This window comes from Pseudonocardia halophobica (genome assembly GCF_050948485.1).
Classification (GTDB): Bacteria; Actinomycetota; Actinomycetes; order Mycobacteriales; family Pseudonocardiaceae; genus Pseudonocardia; species Pseudonocardia halophobica.
Map to the genome: position 1 here is coordinate 5,104,759 of NZ_CP192046.1, position 13,961 is coordinate 5,118,719.

Consider the following 13,961-nt stretch of genomic DNA (forward strand, 5'->3'; position numbering starts at 1 on the left):
AGGATTCGTGAGTTTCAGCGCGAGGGCGCGTGAGATGGAGCAACGGATGAGTGACACCGTCGACGTCGTCATCGTCGGGTTCGGCCCGGCCGGGGAGATGCTGGCCTCGCTGCTCGGGCAGCGCGGCCATCGCATCGTCGTGTGCGAGAAGTTCCCGGAGCCCTACGGGCTCCCCCGGATGAGCACCCTCGACGGCGAGGTCGCGCGGTTGCTCCAGCACGCGGCGGACCCCGCGGAGGCGCTCGCCGAGTCGCTGCCGATGCGGACAGTCGAGATCTGGGGTTCCGACGGCGAGCAGAAGGGCCGGTTCGACTGGGACTACAAGCGGGGCGGTCACTGGTCGCACCTGACCCTGCATCAGCCGAACATCGAGGCGGCGATGGAGCGGCGCATCGCGACGCTGCCCGGCGTCGAGGTCCGGTGGGGTACGAGCGTCGTGGGCCTGCGCGCCGAGGGCGATGGGTACGCCGTCACCACGTCCGGCGGCGACACGGTGACCGCCCGGTACGTGGTGGGCATGGACGGCGCGAGCGGCTTCGTGCGCGACGCCGTGGGGATCGACGTCGAGGTGATCCACCGCCATCATGACCGCTGGATCCTCACGGACTACGACGTGCTCCAGCCCCTGCCCCACGACCTGGAGAACAGGTGCTACTTCGATCTCGACTTCGACCAGCCGTACTTCTGGGGGCCCAACGGGGCCGGCCGGGTCCGGTCGGACGTGCGGATGCTCCCGGGTGAGGACGAGGAGGTCGAGGCCGCCGAGGAGCGCGGCCTGGAGTTCCTGGAGCGGCGGGTGGGCATCCCGCGCGCCCACGTCCGCCAGACCCGTCGCAAGATCTACACCTTCCGCAGCCAGATCGCCGGCGCGATGCGGAGGGGCGATGTGTTCATCGGCGGCGACTCCGCCCACGCGATGACCCCGTACATGGCCCAGGGTGCCTGCACCGCCATGCGCGACGCGGCCAACCTGGCGTGGAAGCTGGATCTCGTGCTGCGCGGCCTCGCCCGGGACGCGCTCCTCGACACCTACGAGGCGGAGCGGCTCTCGCACGCCCGCTTCTTCGTGGAGGGGTCGTTGGCCGCCTACAAGATGGTCAATCCCGCCACCCCCGAGGAGGCCGCGGCCCGGGACGGCTACCTGGCCGCCACCGGCGGGGACGTCACGCCCCCGATCCCGCCGCTGCGCAACGGCGTCCAGCACCGCGCGGCGGACGGCGAGTACGGGGACCAGGCCGGCGAGGTCGCGATCCAGGGCGTGGTCCGCATCGGTGAGCGGGAGGGGCTGCTGGACGATCTCGTCGGCTACGGGTTCCAGCTGATCTCCACACTGCCGCTCGCGGAGATCCTGGGCGCCGCGCGCCTGGCCCGCCTCGCCCAGCTCGGTGTGCAGGTGCTCCACCTCGGCGACGGCGGGGTCGTGGACGTCGAGGGCATTTTCCGGGACTACCTCGCCGAGCACGGCGCCACCACCCTGCTCTCCCGGCCCGACGTGTACCTGTTCGGCCTGGCCGCGGGCGCGGACGACTCGCTGGCCCTGGTCGACGATCTGCTCGCCCAGATCCCCGCCCCGGCCCCGGTGCCCGCGTGAGTGACCCCGTGAAGGCGGTGCGCACCCAGGAGTTCGCGCTCGGTCTGCGGCTGGACGTGTACCCGGCACCGGCGCGCAGCTGCGGCACCGTCGTCCACCTGCACGGCGGCGGGTTCGTGGCGGGTGATCGCACGATGCACCGGGAACGGATGCAGGCGCTGGCCGGGCACGGCATCACCGTCGTGGCGCCGGACTACCGGCTCGCCCCCGCGGCACGGTTTCCCGACCAGGTCGAGGACGTGCGCGCGGCGCTCGGGTGGGTTCGCGGGCATCTCGACGAACTCGGGGCGGGCACCGACGCGGTGGGACTCTGGGGCGCCTCGGCGGGCGCGGTGCTCGCCGCCCTTGTCGGCCTGTCCGGCCCGGCCGACGTGCAGGCCGTGGTGTCCTGGTTCGGGTTCAGCGACATCGCGGCCTGCTACTCCCGCAGTCCGCGGGAGCAGGCCCTGCTCCCGCCGACAAGCCCGGCGCACGCGCTGCTCGGCGTCGACGACCTGACCGCCGTGCCGGACCTGGTCCGCGAGGCGAGCCCGGTCAGCCACGTGCACGCCGCGGCACCGCCGTTCCTCATCGCGCACGGGGACCGCGACCGGATGGTCGACATCGGCGAGAGCAGGCGCCTCCACGAGGAGCTGACCCGGGCGGGCGCGCGGAGCACCCTGATGGTCCTCGGCGGCGCAGGCCACGAGGACCCGGCCTTCGACGAACAGGCGACGATCGCCGTCACCGCAGCGTTCCTGCGCAGCCACCTCCAGACCGCGACGAAGCAAGGAGACGGGTCATGAACGACACCAGCCTGAGCGAGGCCCGCGTCGAGGACCGGGCACTGATCGCCGCGGTCATGCACCGCTACTGCACCATGGCGAAGGAGCAGGCGGACTTCGCCGGGATGGCTGTGCTTTACACCGAGGACGCCACGATCCGCTTCCCCGACGGCCTCGAGGTCGGCCCGCACGAGATGGCGAAGGTCGTCAAGGGCTCCGAGCCGACCATGATCGCGCACCACGCCACCACGATGGACATCGAGTTCGCCGGGCCGGACGAGGCCGACGTCCGGACCATGTACATCGCGATCACCGACGAGGCCGCACCCGACCACTGGGGCTGCTGGGAGGACCACTTCGTGCGCCGACCCGACGGGCGCTGGCTGATCAGCGACCGGTCGATCGTCGTCACCGGTGCTGCCCCCGGCGGGTGGCTCGCCCGCCAGTACGGGAGCTGAGCATGCGGATCATCGGATACGAGCGGGCGGGCGCGGTCCACGTGGCCGCGCGGGACGGCGAGCAGCTCATCCCGCTGGGCCCGGTCGCGGACTTCTGGCAGGACCCCGACGCGGCGATCGAGGCGGGCCGGCGGCCCGGCGCCCGGATCCCCGGGTCGGGCGTGCGGCTCGCGCCCCCGGTCAAGCCGTCGGCCCGCATCCTGTGCGTCGGGCTGAACTACCGGGAGCACGCGGCGGAAGGCCCCTTCGACGTCCCCGACCACCCGACGATCTTCGGGCGCTGGACGCCTTCGCTGGCGGTCGGCGGCACCCCGGTCCGCGTCCCCGTCGACGAGGAGGGACTGGACTGGGAGGCCGAGCTGCTGGTCGCGGTCGGGCGTCCGCTGAGCTGCGCCGAACTGCACGAGGCCGAGACAGCCGTCTTCGGCTACGCCGCGTTCAACGACATCACCGCCCGGCGCGCCCAGAAGCTCACCACCCAATGGACACTCGGCAAGAACGCCGACCGCAGTGGGCCGATGTCGGAGCTGGTCACCCGGGACGAGGTCGGCGAGCTCGGCCGTCGCAAGGTGATCAGCCGGGTGAACGGCCAGGTCATGCAGGAGTCCACCACCGACCAGATGATCTTCGGAGTCCCGGACGTGCTCGCCTTCATCAGCCGGACCTTCACCCTCACCCCGGGAGACCTGATCGCGACCGGCACTCCGGCCGGCGTCGGGTACGCCCGCAACCCCCCGCGGCTCCTGCAGCCGGGCGACGTGGTCGAGGTCGAGGTCGAGGGGATCGGCGCCGTGAGCACGCCGGTCGAGGATCACCGCGCCGGAATTCACAGCGCCGGAATCCACGGCGCCACCGGAACGTGAGGGACGAGGACATGCGAGTCGTCAACCTGTCCGACGCCGAGGCGTTCGAGTCCCCGGGCCACCGCGGGGTCGCACCGCGCTGGGTGCAGGGCGGGCCGGGCACGCCCGTCGAGCGGTTCACGGTCGTCCTCTCACGCTACGAGCCCGGCGGCCGGGCCGAGCCGACCGTCCAACCGGCGGAGACGGTCTACGTGATCCTCTCCGGCCGGCTGACCTTCGAGAGCGCGGGCGACCGGGTCCTGGCCGGCCCTGAAGACACCTTGCACTTCGCCAAGGGAGAGGTCCGCAGCGTGACGAACGAGGGCGACGCCCCAGCAGGCATGCTCGTGATCAGGGCGACGTCATGACCTCGGACGACCGGCTGCACCACGCCCACGCCCCCCGCAACCGGCCCATCGACGGTGATTTCGACCCGACCGCGGTCACCTTCGCCGCGATGGCACTCCTCGACCACCTCGACGCCGCCCAGCGCGCCCGGATCGTGGTGCCGATGGCCGACGAGAACCGGATGCACTGGAACTTCCTGCCCGAGTCCGGGCGCGCCGGGCTCCCGCTGCGCGACATGACCGACACCCAGCGCTACCTGACCCACCGGTTGGTCGCCCAGAGCACCTCGCTCACCGGCTACGCCAAGGCCATCCAGGTGATGAACCTGGAGAACGTGCTGCGCGAGCTCAACGTCGGTGTCTTCGGCCACCTGGCCGCGCACTTCCGCGACCCGAACGGCTACTACCTCACCTTCTTCGACCAGCCCCAGCCGGACGCCAGCTGGGGGTGGCGGCTCGTCGGCCACCATCTCTCGCTGAACGTCACCGTCGTCGGCCAGGACCGGATGGCCGTGACACCGTTCCTGCTCGGGGCCGAGCCGGCCCGCATCGGCCCCTTCCGGATTCTCGGCGAGGAGGAGGACCGGGCGTTCGCGCTGCTCGAAGCACTAGACCCGGTCCAGCGCGCGACCGCCACGATCCATCCGGTACCGCCGCCGGACTTCGCCACCCGCTGCGTCCCGCTCATCGGCGCCGAGGAATGGCCCGACGTCCACGGTGTCGGCCGCCGCGACGCGATGATCACCGACGCGGACCGCGCCGCCCTGCGGTACGTCCGCGGCGCCCCGCGGGGCCTGCCCCGGGAGGCGATGTCCCCCGCCCAAGCCGCGGCGTTCGACCAGCTGCTCGGCTCCTTCCTGGGCAGCGTGCGACCCGCGCAGCTGGGTCGTGAGATGGACCGGATCCGGTCGGCGGGGCTCGACGAGCTGCACTTCGTCTGGGCGGGTGGACACACGATCGACACTCCGCACTACTTCCGCATCGAGGGCCCGGTCACCCTCGTCGAGTTCGACAACACCGAGGACGACGCCAACCATGTTCACGCGGTGTGGCGGGACCCGACCAACGACTTCGGCATCGACGTCCTGGCCGAGCACCGGGCGGCCCAGCACCGCGGCCCCTCGGGATCTGAGGAATCCAAGCCTCACGAGGGCGGCCGCGATGGGTGAGCCGGGTCCCGGCCCTTTGGCCGGGATGCTCGTCCTCGACCTGTCCCGCGCGCTTGCCGGGCCGCACGCCGCTATGGTCCTGGGCGATCTCGGAGCCCGCGTGATCAAGGTCGAGGTGCCCGGCCGTGGGGACGACAGCAGGGGGTGGGGTCCACCGTTCGTCGGGGGTGAGGACTCTGCGGAGCGGGTCGCCACCTACTTCCTCGCGGCGAACCGCAACAAGGAGTCGATCGCGCTCGACCTCAAGGACGCGGGCGACCGCGCGGAGCTCGAGGCGCTCGTGCCGGAGGCCGACGTCCTGGTGGAGAACTTCCGGCCCGGCGTCCTCGACCGGCTCGGTTTGGCTCCGGAGACCCTGCTCAGGCGCAATCCTGGGCTGGTCGTGCTCTCCATCACCGGTTTCGGGCACGACGGGCCGGACGCCCACCGGCCGGGCTACGACCAGATCGCTCAGGGCGAGACCGGGCTGATGTCGCTGACCGGCTCCGGCCCGGACGACCCCCAACGGGTCGGGGTCCCGATCTGCGACCTCACCGCGGGCCTCAACGGGGCGACGGGTGTCCTGGCCGCCCTGCTCGAACGGACCCGGACCGGCCGCGGCCAGATCGTCCGGACCTCCCTGCTCGCCGCCGGCGTCGGGTTGCACGCCTTCCAGGGCACCCGCTGGACGGTGGGCGCCGAACTCGGTCGGGCGAGCGGCAACCACCACCCGACGATCGCGCCGTACGGATTGTTCGCCTGCAAGGACGGCGCCATCCAGATCGCGGTGGGCAGCGAGGCACTCTGGCGACGGCTCTCGGACGGCTTCGGCCTCCCCGGCGACGACCCGCGCTTCGACCGCAACGCCCACCGGGTCGCCCACCGGGAGGAACTCATCGGCGTGATCGAGGCGGCGTTCGCCGACCGGACGAAGGCGGAGCTCCTCGACGAGCTCGACCGGCTCGGGGTTCCCGCGGGCGCCGTCCGCACCCTGGACGAGGTCTACGCGTGGGACCAGGTGGCCAGCCAACGCCTCGTGGTGACGGTCGACCACCCCGTCGCCGGGCCGATCACGCTCCCGGGCCCGGCCGTCCGGTTCTTCGACGTCGACGGCAGCGAGCGCACCCGGATCCGACACACGCCGCCACCCGCGCTCGACCGGGATCGCCTGCTCGTCCTTGCCGAGAGCGGCGGCAGGGGGCAGGAGGACGATCCGTCGGGCCAGCCGCCCTGAACACGGCCTTGCCGCGTCGCCCCCGGTGCAGCTCCCTCCTTATCTGTCAGCACGACAGCGTTGGCTTCTCGGCCTGGAGATGTCCCGCCTACGGAGGTTGGTGACGCGGCGGGTGCGGACACGCCAGGACGGATGATCTGAAGTTGGGGAGACCTCCGGGCGAGGTGTGGAGCTGTCGACAAACCGCACCACTTCTCGCGCCCACACCATTCGCCGCGGCGCACCCCACCGCAGCTGCAGGCCCGGATCGAGCGGCTGCGCCGCGACCGCAAGCTCGGCCCGGACCGCATCGCCTACGAATTGCGCCGCGAGGTCGGCACTCGCATCTCTCGGCGGCCGGGGTGCACAACGTGCTGGTCCGGCTTCGGCGTCTCCCGGTTGCGCGACCTCGACCCGCCGACCGGCGAGCAGCTGCGGCCCCCGATCCGGCGACCGATGTGAGTCGCCCTGGGTCTGGTGGAGGCTCGTCTCATGGGAGTCCGACCGCTGCCCGGTCGTCCCGTTGGGCAGCGTTGGTACGAAGGCTCCATGGCCGGCCCCCGCGCCGACCCCGGACCCCGGCTCGCCCGCTCGGCGCAGCGCCGAACCCGGCCAGCAGTCGAGCGGAGCTGCGGGTAAGCGGACGAGGTAGTCCGAAGCGGACCGGCCCGTCGGGGGCATCGCCGCCCGCTTCGGGCACAGTCGGGTCCACACGAATGAAGGCCCCCGTCGCCCGTCAGTCCGTTTCCGCGACGAGGAACTGGACGCTGTGTGCGGACTCGACGTGGTCCCGGGGGACCGCGAGGTGGGCCGGGTGGACGAGGTACCGCCGGAAGTCCTCGGCGTTCGCGAACTCACTGATGACGGCGTAGTCGGCGTTCGTCGCACGCTCCCCCAGGTCGGGGCCCTGCCGGGTGCGGAGGTGGAAGTCCACCTGGCTCGGCAGCCGGGCGATCGCGTCTCGGAACGCCTCGACGTCCGCCGCGCTCGCCGACTCCGTGAACCTGAGCGTGAGACAGTGCACGAGCATGTCGACCTCCGGGTCGAGTCAGTTAGCAGTGATAGACATTATTGCCATCGACGGTCCTTGACCTGCAACTCATACTCCTCAACTAGTTATCAGCGATTGACAACCCCGAAGCGTCGCCCCTACCTTGCAGCTCCCGACACCTTCGACCGGGAGACCCGACAATGAAGCTGGGATGCTCGTTCGCCACGTCGCTGCAGACGCCGGAGCACATCCGCATCGCGGAGGAGCTCGGCTACGAGAGGGCGCTGTGCTACGACTCGCCCGCGCTGTACCCGGATGTCTGGATGATCCTGAACCAGGCGGCGGAGCGGACCGACCGGATCGTGCTGGGACCGGGGGTGCTTATCCCGAGCCTGCGACACCCGATGGTGACCGCGTCGGCGATCACGACGCTGGTGCACACGGCCGGGCCGGACCGCGTGCTGATCGGGGTCGGGAGCGGATTCACCGGCCGCCTGGCCATGGGCAGGCCGCCGGTGCCATGGGCGCAGGTCGAGCACTACACCGAGGTCGTGCGGGCGCTGCTGCGCGGGGAGCAGGTCGAGTGGGAGGGCGCGATCATGCAGCTCATCCAGCCCGACGAGCGCTTCGGCCCGGCGCTGCCGATCTCGGTGTCCTGGGGCGTCGCCGGCGAGGGTCCGAAGGGCACCCGGGTCGCGAAGGACCTCGGCGCCGAGCTGTTCCGGATCACCGCGCCCGAGCCGGACTTCGGACCGCAGATGATGATGCTCATCGGCACCGTGCTCGACGACGGCGAGGACCCGGGTTCCGAGCGCGTGATCGACGCCGCGGGCCACGGCGCCGGCCTGTTCCTGCACTGGGCCGTCGAGCACGGGGTGATCGACGAACTGCTCGGCGAGGGCGGCCACGCGTGGGCCGCCGCCTACGACCACATCCCCGAGAACGTCCGCCACATCGCGCTGCACGACCGGCACGTGGTCGGGGTCAACGACATCGACCGGCCGTTCGTAACTGGTGACGTGATGACCGCGGCCGGCCTCGCGCTGACCCGCGACCAGTGGCGGGACCGGTTCGCCGAGCTCGAGAAGGCCGGGTGCGACTGGGTCCACTTCCAGCCCGCGGGCAGCGACATCCCCCGCGAGCTCGAGGCGTTCGCCGCCGCCTACCACCGCTGACCGAAGGAGAACCCGACGACGATGAGCGACCTGCACTTGATCGAGTGGCAGCAGGACGGCCCGATCGCGACAGTGTGGTTGAACCGACCGCCGGTCAACGCGACCGACCAGCAGCTCTACAGCGAGATCCGCACCTTCTTCCGCGATGTGGAGCGCTACCTCCCGGAGGCCCGGGTCGTGGTGCTCGCCGGGCGGGGCAAGCACTTCTGCGCGGGCAACGACCTCGCCGAGTTCCAAACCCTCGACCCGGACAACGCCCCGGAGCAGCTGCAGCGGGCCCGGGAGGCGTTCTGGGCGATATACGACTCGCCCTACCCGGTCATCGCCGCGGTCCACGGCGTCGCCGTAGGGTCCGGCCTGGCGATCGCGGCCTCGTGCGACCTCGTCGTCGCGGCCGAGGGGGCCCGGTTCGCCACCCCCGAGGTCAACGTCGGGGTGCTGGGCGGCGCGAAGCACCTCTCGCGGCTGGTGCCGCAGGGGGTGGTGCGGCTGATGCACTACACCGGCGACCTCTACCCCGCCGAGCAGCTGCTGCCCTACGGCGGCATCGTCGAGATCGTCCCGGAGGCGCAGCTGCTCGAGAGGGCCCGTGAGCTGGCACGGTCGATCGCCCGGCACAGTCCGGTCACGCTCCGGCTCGCGAAGCGCAGCCTCAACGGCATCGAGTACCGCGACCTCAAGACCGGGTACGAGTACGAGCAGGGCAAGACCCGCGAGCTCTCGGGCTACGAGGACTCCAAGGAGGCCGTCAACGCGTTCCTCGAGCGGCGCGAGCCGGTCTACACGGGACGGTGACCGTGGAGTCGCTGGAGGACTTCCGGGCCCGCGCCCGGTCGTGGCTCGCGGAGGTCGAGCCCCCCGAGGTCCCCTTGGACCTCGACGAGCGGTTCGCCGTGCTGCGCCGCTGGCAGAAGACCCTGTTCGACGCCGGGTGGCTCGGCCTCGCCTGGTCGCCCGAGGCGGGCGGCGGTGGCCTCACGCACGCCCACCAGCTCGTGTTCGTCGAGGAGCTCGTGCGGGCCCGGGCGCCGCAGCCCATCGGGCTGATCGGCCTGGAGGTCGTCGGACCGTCGATCGACCGCTACGGCACGGACCGGCAGCGCCGCGAGCTGCTCCCCCGCCTGCTCTCCGGGGACGACATCTGGTGCCAGGGCTTCTCCGAGCCCGACGCCGGGTCCGATCTCGCGTCGTTGCGGACCCGCGCGGTCCTCGACAGTGACGACTACGTGGTCACCGGCCAGAAGATCTGGACCAGCTGGGCGCACGAGGCGCAGTGGTGTGCACTCCTGGTCCGCACCGACCCGACCGTGCGCAAGCAGGCGGGTATCAGCTACCTGCTCGTCGACATGGCGAGCCCTGGGATCACGGCCCGGCCGATCCGGCAGATGACCGGCGACCGGGAGTTCTGCGAGGTCTTCTTCGACGAGGTCCGGGTGCCGCGGCGGAACCTGCTCGGCGCGGAGAACGAGGGCTGGGCGATTGCCACGCACACCCTGGGCAGCGAGCGCGGGGCCGCCACGCTGCGTCGTCGGGTGGAGCTGGAGGTCGCCCTGGACGACGCCGTCGACGAGCTCCGCGCGCACGGCGCCCTCGGTGACCGGGCCCGGGCCGCGATCGGCCGGGCACACGTCGCCATGCGAGTCCTCGACGCCCAGACCCGGCAGACCACCGCCCGGCTCGTCGCTGACGCGGGACCGACGCCGCTCGACTCCGTCGACAAGCTCGTGCTCAACGACGTGGAGCAGGCCGTGTTCGCCGAGATCGCGGCCCTGCTGGGCCCGCTGCGTGCCGTGTCCGGCTCACGGCCCGCGGGCCTGCACTCCGAGCGCTGGGCCCACGACCACCTGTACTCGCGCGCCGCCTCCATCTACGGCGGCTCCGCCCAGATCCAACGCACCATCGTGGCCGAACGACTCCTGGGGCTGCCCCGTGGCTGAGCATGACGACCTCGCGTTCGCGGTGGACGACTACCTCACCCGCTCCTACGCGGGCGACCGGCGCCGCAAGCTCCTCGACAGCGGGGGCTGGGACGCGGGCCTCGCAGCGGAGCTCGCCGAGCTGGGCTGGTACTCCCTGGCCGTGTCCGAGGGCCGGGGCGGGATCGGGGCCTCGCCGGCCGATCTCGGCCGCGTGTTCCTGGAGTACGGGCGGCACCTCGTCGTCGGGCCGCTGCTGGAGAACAGCCTGCTCCCGGCGTTGCTCGAGGGCCTCGACCCGGACCCCGCGGGGACACCGCCCGCGCTCGTCGACCCCGGCGTCACGGACGACTGGGACCTCGGCTCGGTCGCGCTGAACGGCGCGCAGCTCACCGGCACCGTCGACGCCGTGCGCTTCGCCGCCCAGGCGGGCGTGCTCGTCGTCGTCGCCGGTGAGGCGGTGTGCCTGGTCGCCCCGGCCGCTCCGGGCGTGCGCATCGAGTCCGTCGACAGCGCCGATCCCGGAACCGCCTTCGCCCGCGTCTCGTTCGACGGCGCGACCGCCCGCACGGTGCTCGCGGACGGCGACCTCGTCGGCCGGATCCGCGCCTGGGCCCGGCTCCTGCTCGCCTGCGAGCTCAGCGGCCTCGCGCAGGGCGCCCTCGAGCGCACGGTGGAGTACGTCGGGCAGCGCGAGCAGTTCGGCCGACCGATCGGCGGCTTCCAGGCCGTCAAGCACCTCGCCGCCGACATGTCCGCGCGCGCTACGGGGCTGCACAACCTCTGCTTGGCCGCCCTCGCCGACGCCGACGATGCACCGAGGGCCCAGCTGGACCTGCTGGCGTCGACGGCGAAGGCCCACGCGGCGGATGTCGCGCTCCGCGTCTGCGAGGACGCCATCCAGCTGCACGGCGGCATGGGCTTCACCACCGAGACCGACGTGAGCTGGTACTACCGCCGCGCCCTGGCGCTGCGCGCCTGGTACGGCGACGAGACAGAGCTGCGGCACCGGATCGGCGCCGCACTCCTGGATCCGGGGAGGCAGACGTGAAGGCGACCAGGCTCGAGGGCGAGCACGCCCGGCGGAACGTCGAGGCGGGGTACTGGGCAGGCAACCTGCTCGACGGCTACCTGGCCGCGGCCGCCGCCCGGACCCCGGAGGCGGTGGCGGTCGTCGACCGCGGGCGCTCCTGGACCTACGGCGAGCTCGACGGCGCGGTGAACCGGTTCGCCTCCGCGCTGCGGGGACGCGGGGTCGGCCCCGGGGACGTCGTGTCCTGGCTGCTCCCGAACTGGGCCGAGGCGATCGTCGTGCACCTCGCCGCGATCCGGCTCGGCGCGGTCAGCAACCCGATCATCCCGATCTACCGGCACAAGGAGACGGCGTTCATCCTCCGTCAGGCCGCGTCCAAGGTGGCGGTGGTCCCGCACCTGTTCCGCAACTTCGACTACCCGGCCATGCTCGACGAGATCCGCGCCGACGTCCCCGCGATGGAGACCGTCGTGGTGGTCGGTGCCGACTCCGACCGGCTGGGGTTCGAGGACCTGCTCGCCGAGGGCACGGACGGGCCGATCGACGCCCCGCGGACGTCGGGCGACATCGCCCTGCTGCTCTACACCTCCGGCACCACCTCGGCCCCCAAGGGCGCGCTGCACAGCCACGACACCCTCGACCACGAGAACCGCAGCATCATCGACTTCTTCGGCCTCTCCGCCTCCGACGTCGTGTTCATGCCGTCCCCGGTCGGGCACATCATCGGTGTCCTCTACGGACTGCAGCTGCCCTTCATGCTGGGCAGCACCGTCGTCCTGCTCGACGTGTGGGAGCCGGGCCGGGCGCTGGAGCTGATCGAGGAACACCGGTGCACCTTCACGGTGGCGGCCACGCCCTTCCTCCACGGGCTGGTGCACCACCCGTCGCTCTCAGAGCGGGACGTGAGGTCGCTGCGCGTCTTCGCCTGCGGTGGCGCCGACGTGCCGCCAAAGCTGGTCCGGGCCGCGACCACGGCGCTCGGCTGCACGGTCAGCCGCGGCTACGGGTCCACCGAATACCCCACCGCGACGGCCTGCAACGCCACCGACCCCGTCGAGAAGCGGGCGCAGACGGACGGCAGGCCGATCGGCCCCGCCGAGGTCCGGCTCGCCCCCGACGGCGAACTCCAGGTGCGCGGGCCGGAGCTGTTCCTGGGCTACCTCGACGCCTCACTCAACGACGCGGCCTTCACCGACGACGGATGGCTGCGCACCGGCGACCTCGCCCGCATCGACGCGGAGGGCTACGTCGAGATCATCGGGCGGCAGAAGGACATCATCATCCGCGGCGGCGAGAACATCAGCGCCAAGGAGATCGAGGACCACCTCTTCGAGCACCCCGCGGTCGCCGACGTCGCCGTCGTGTCCTCCCCCGACCCGGTGCTCGGCGAACGGGTCTGCGCCGTCGTGGTCCCCGAGGGCGGCTGCGAGGTGGCCCTGCCCGAGCTCGTCGAGTGGCTGACCGCGCGGCGGATGGCCCGCCAGAAGCTCCCCGAGCGCCTGATCCTGCTCGACGACCTGCCCCGCAACGCCAGCGGCAAGATCCAGAAATTTCGGCTCCGTGAGCTGGCACGTGAGCACACGACACTTGGAGTGACGCGATGAGGCTGCACACCCTGACCGAGTTCGCCACCGGACACCGGTTCCTCGAAGGCCTGCGCTGGCACGACGGCGCGCTGTGGGCCAGCGACTTCTTCGCCGAGACGGTGCTGAGGTTCGGCCCCGACGGGACCGCCGCCACCGTCGCCGAGGTCCCGGGGGCCCCGTCGGGCCTCGGGTTCCTGCCCGACGGCACCGTCCTCGTGGTGTCCCAGGCGGACGCGACGGTCCAGCGGATCGACCCAGCCGGCACGCTGAGCACCTACGCCGACTTCAGTGCCCTCGCCGGCGGCCCCGGCAACGACATGCTGGTGGCCCCGGACGGGCACGCCTACGTCGGCAACTTCGGGTTCGCCGTCGGGACCGAGGAGCCGAAGCCGACGGCGTTGGCGCACATCGATCCGCAGGGCACCGTCCACCGCGTCGACGGGGAGGTCCTGTTCCCCAACGGAATGGCGCTCACGCCCGACGGGCGCCTTCTGCTGGCGGAGACCTTCCTCCACCGGATCACCGCCTACGACCGCGGACCCGACGGGAATCTGTCGAGCCCGCGCGTCTGGGCGCAGCTCCCGGAGGCGTTCATGCCGGACGGCATCGCCCTCGATGCGGACGGCGGCGTGTGGTTCGGCAACGCCCTCACCACCGGCGACGGCGCCGGCTTCTACCGTGTGGTGGACGGCGGCGAGCTCACCGACAAGGTGCCCGTGACCGGGGCGCAGGCCGTCGCGTGCGCGTTCGGCGGCGAGGACCTCGGCACGCTCTACATGAGCTGCAACGCCACCACGCTCGAGGAGTTCGTGCGGGGGCAGTCGAAGGGGGCCATCGCCACCGCGTCGGTCGGGCGGACGGGCGCGCCCACCTGAGGCCGGGCCATGGTCTCCCTCG

At 72.1% G+C, this 13,961-nt stretch carries 14 protein-coding genes; 13 read left to right on the plus strand and 1 reads right to left on the minus strand.

Annotation, left to right across the window (positions count from 1 at the left end):
- Window positions 1-46: 46 nt before the first annotated feature.
- The 7 genes from ACQP04_RS24215 to ACQP04_RS24245 are packed head-to-tail and all read left to right on the plus strand — an operon-like array spanning window position 47 to window position 6,384.
- On the plus strand, window positions 47-1,591 hold the full coding sequence (locus tag ACQP04_RS24215) for an FAD-dependent monooxygenase (RefSeq protein ID WP_433502854.1): 1,545 nt from the start codon (window positions 47-49) through the stop codon (window positions 1,589-1,591).
- Window positions 1,588-2,376 carry an alpha/beta hydrolase fold domain-containing protein gene (locus ACQP04_RS24220; RefSeq protein ID WP_433502855.1) on the plus strand — a complete coding sequence of 263 codons (789 nt, stop codon included), beginning with the start codon at window positions 1,588-1,590 and terminating at the stop codon, window positions 2,374-2,376. The genes ACQP04_RS24215 and ACQP04_RS24220 overlap by 4 nt, the downstream gene beginning before the upstream one ends.
- Window positions 2,373-2,813: a nuclear transport factor 2 family protein gene (locus ACQP04_RS24225; protein WP_433502856.1), complete on the plus strand. Its 441-nt coding sequence runs from the start codon at window positions 2,373-2,375 to the stop codon at window positions 2,811-2,813. Before ACQP04_RS24220 ends, ACQP04_RS24225 begins: the two co-directional genes overlap by 4 nt.
- A 2-nt stretch (window positions 2,814-2,815) precedes the next feature.
- Window positions 2,816-3,676, plus strand: a complete 861-nt coding sequence (locus ACQP04_RS24230; RefSeq protein ID WP_433502857.1) for a fumarylacetoacetate hydrolase family protein — start codon at window positions 2,816-2,818, stop codon at window positions 3,674-3,676.
- Between the two features lie 11 nt (window positions 3,677-3,687).
- Window positions 3,688-4,023, plus strand: a complete 336-nt coding sequence (locus tag ACQP04_RS24235) for a cupin domain-containing protein (protein WP_433502858.1) — start codon at window positions 3,688-3,690, stop codon at window positions 4,021-4,023.
- Entirely contained in the window at window positions 4,020-5,171 is a 1,152-nt protein-coding gene (locus ACQP04_RS24240; RefSeq protein ID WP_433502859.1) for a DUF3500 domain-containing protein, read from the plus strand. The genes ACQP04_RS24235 and ACQP04_RS24240 overlap by 4 nt, the downstream gene beginning before the upstream one ends.
- Window positions 5,164-6,384 carry a CaiB/BaiF CoA transferase family protein gene (locus ACQP04_RS24245; RefSeq protein ID WP_433502860.1) on the plus strand — a complete coding sequence of 407 codons (1,221 nt, stop codon included), beginning with the start codon at window positions 5,164-5,166 and terminating at the stop codon, window positions 6,382-6,384. Before ACQP04_RS24240 ends, ACQP04_RS24245 begins: the two co-directional genes overlap by 8 nt.
- A 715-nt stretch (window positions 6,385-7,099) precedes the next feature.
- On the opposite strand, the gene ACQP04_RS24250 is transcribed toward ACQP04_RS24245, so the two are convergent.
- On the minus strand, window positions 7,100-7,393 hold the full coding sequence (locus ACQP04_RS24250; protein ID WP_433502861.1) for a Dabb family protein: 294 nt from the start codon (window positions 7,391-7,393) through the stop codon (window positions 7,100-7,102).
- 161 nt (window positions 7,394-7,554) lie between these two features.
- Here ACQP04_RS24250 and ACQP04_RS24255 point away from each other — a divergent pair, with 161 nt between their 5' ends.
- From ACQP04_RS24255 to ACQP04_RS24280, 6 genes are read left to right on the plus strand one after another with little or no spacing between them, the layout of a single operon-like run.
- The gene (locus ACQP04_RS24255) at window positions 7,555-8,529 is read left to right on the plus strand and encodes an LLM class flavin-dependent oxidoreductase (RefSeq protein WP_433502862.1); all 975 of its coding nucleotides are present in this window, start codon (window positions 7,555-7,557) and stop codon (window positions 8,527-8,529) included.
- Between the two features lie 21 nt (window positions 8,530-8,550).
- On the plus strand, window positions 8,551-9,324 hold the full coding sequence (locus ACQP04_RS24260) for an enoyl-CoA hydratase-related protein (protein WP_433502863.1): 774 nt from the start codon (window positions 8,551-8,553) through the stop codon (window positions 9,322-9,324).
- Complete coding sequence (locus tag ACQP04_RS24265; RefSeq protein ID WP_433502864.1) at window positions 9,321-10,466, plus strand: acyl-CoA dehydrogenase family protein; 1,146 nt, start codon at window positions 9,321-9,323, stop codon at window positions 10,464-10,466. The genes ACQP04_RS24260 and ACQP04_RS24265 overlap by 4 nt, the downstream gene beginning before the upstream one ends.
- The gene (locus ACQP04_RS24270) at window positions 10,459-11,496 is read left to right on the plus strand and encodes an acyl-CoA dehydrogenase family protein (protein WP_433502865.1); all 1,038 of its coding nucleotides are present in this window, start codon (window positions 10,459-10,461) and stop codon (window positions 11,494-11,496) included. Before ACQP04_RS24265 ends, ACQP04_RS24270 begins: the two co-directional genes overlap by 8 nt.
- A complete protein-coding gene (locus ACQP04_RS24275) occupies window positions 11,493-13,082 on the plus strand; it encodes an AMP-binding protein (RefSeq protein ID WP_433502866.1) in 1,590 nt (529 codons plus the stop codon). Before ACQP04_RS24270 ends, ACQP04_RS24275 begins: the two co-directional genes overlap by 4 nt.
- Window positions 13,079-13,939 carry an SMP-30/gluconolactonase/LRE family protein gene (locus ACQP04_RS24280; RefSeq protein ID WP_433502867.1) on the plus strand — a complete coding sequence of 287 codons (861 nt, stop codon included), beginning with the start codon at window positions 13,079-13,081 and terminating at the stop codon, window positions 13,937-13,939. Before ACQP04_RS24275 ends, ACQP04_RS24280 begins: the two co-directional genes overlap by 4 nt.
- Window positions 13,940-13,961: the final 22 nt, after the last annotated feature.

What these genes read in the sequence shown, in the direction of transcription:
- ACQP04_RS24215 (WP_433502854.1), top strand. Translation starts at nt 47, where the DNA reads ATGAGTGACACCGTCGACGTCGTCATCGTCGGGTTCGGCCCGGCCGGG.
- ACQP04_RS24225 (WP_433502856.1), top strand. Translation starts at nt 2,373, where the DNA reads ATGAACGACACCAGCCTGAGCGAGGCCCGCGTCGAGGACCGGGCACTG.
- ACQP04_RS24230 (WP_433502857.1), top strand. Translation starts at nt 2,816, where the DNA reads ATGCGGATCATCGGATACGAGCGGGCGGGCGCGGTCCACGTGGCCGCG.
- ACQP04_RS24235 (WP_433502858.1), top strand. Translation starts at nt 3,688, where the DNA reads ATGCGAGTCGTCAACCTGTCCGACGCCGAGGCGTTCGAGTCCCCGGGC.
- ACQP04_RS24240 (WP_433502859.1), top strand. Translation starts at nt 4,020, where the DNA reads ATGACCTCGGACGACCGGCTGCACCACGCCCACGCCCCCCGCAACCGG.
- ACQP04_RS24245 (WP_433502860.1), top strand. Translation starts at nt 5,164, where the DNA reads ATGGGTGAGCCGGGTCCCGGCCCTTTGGCCGGGATGCTCGTCCTCGAC.
- ACQP04_RS24250 (WP_433502861.1), bottom strand. Translation starts at nt 7,393, where the DNA reads ATGCTCGTGCACTGTCTCACGCTCAGGTTCACGGAGTCGGCGAGCGCG.
- ACQP04_RS24255 (WP_433502862.1), top strand. Translation starts at nt 7,555, where the DNA reads ATGAAGCTGGGATGCTCGTTCGCCACGTCGCTGCAGACGCCGGAGCAC.
- ACQP04_RS24260 (WP_433502863.1), top strand. Translation starts at nt 8,551, where the DNA reads ATGAGCGACCTGCACTTGATCGAGTGGCAGCAGGACGGCCCGATCGCG.
- ACQP04_RS24280 (WP_433502867.1), top strand. Translation starts at nt 13,079, where the DNA reads ATGAGGCTGCACACCCTGACCGAGTTCGCCACCGGACACCGGTTCCTC.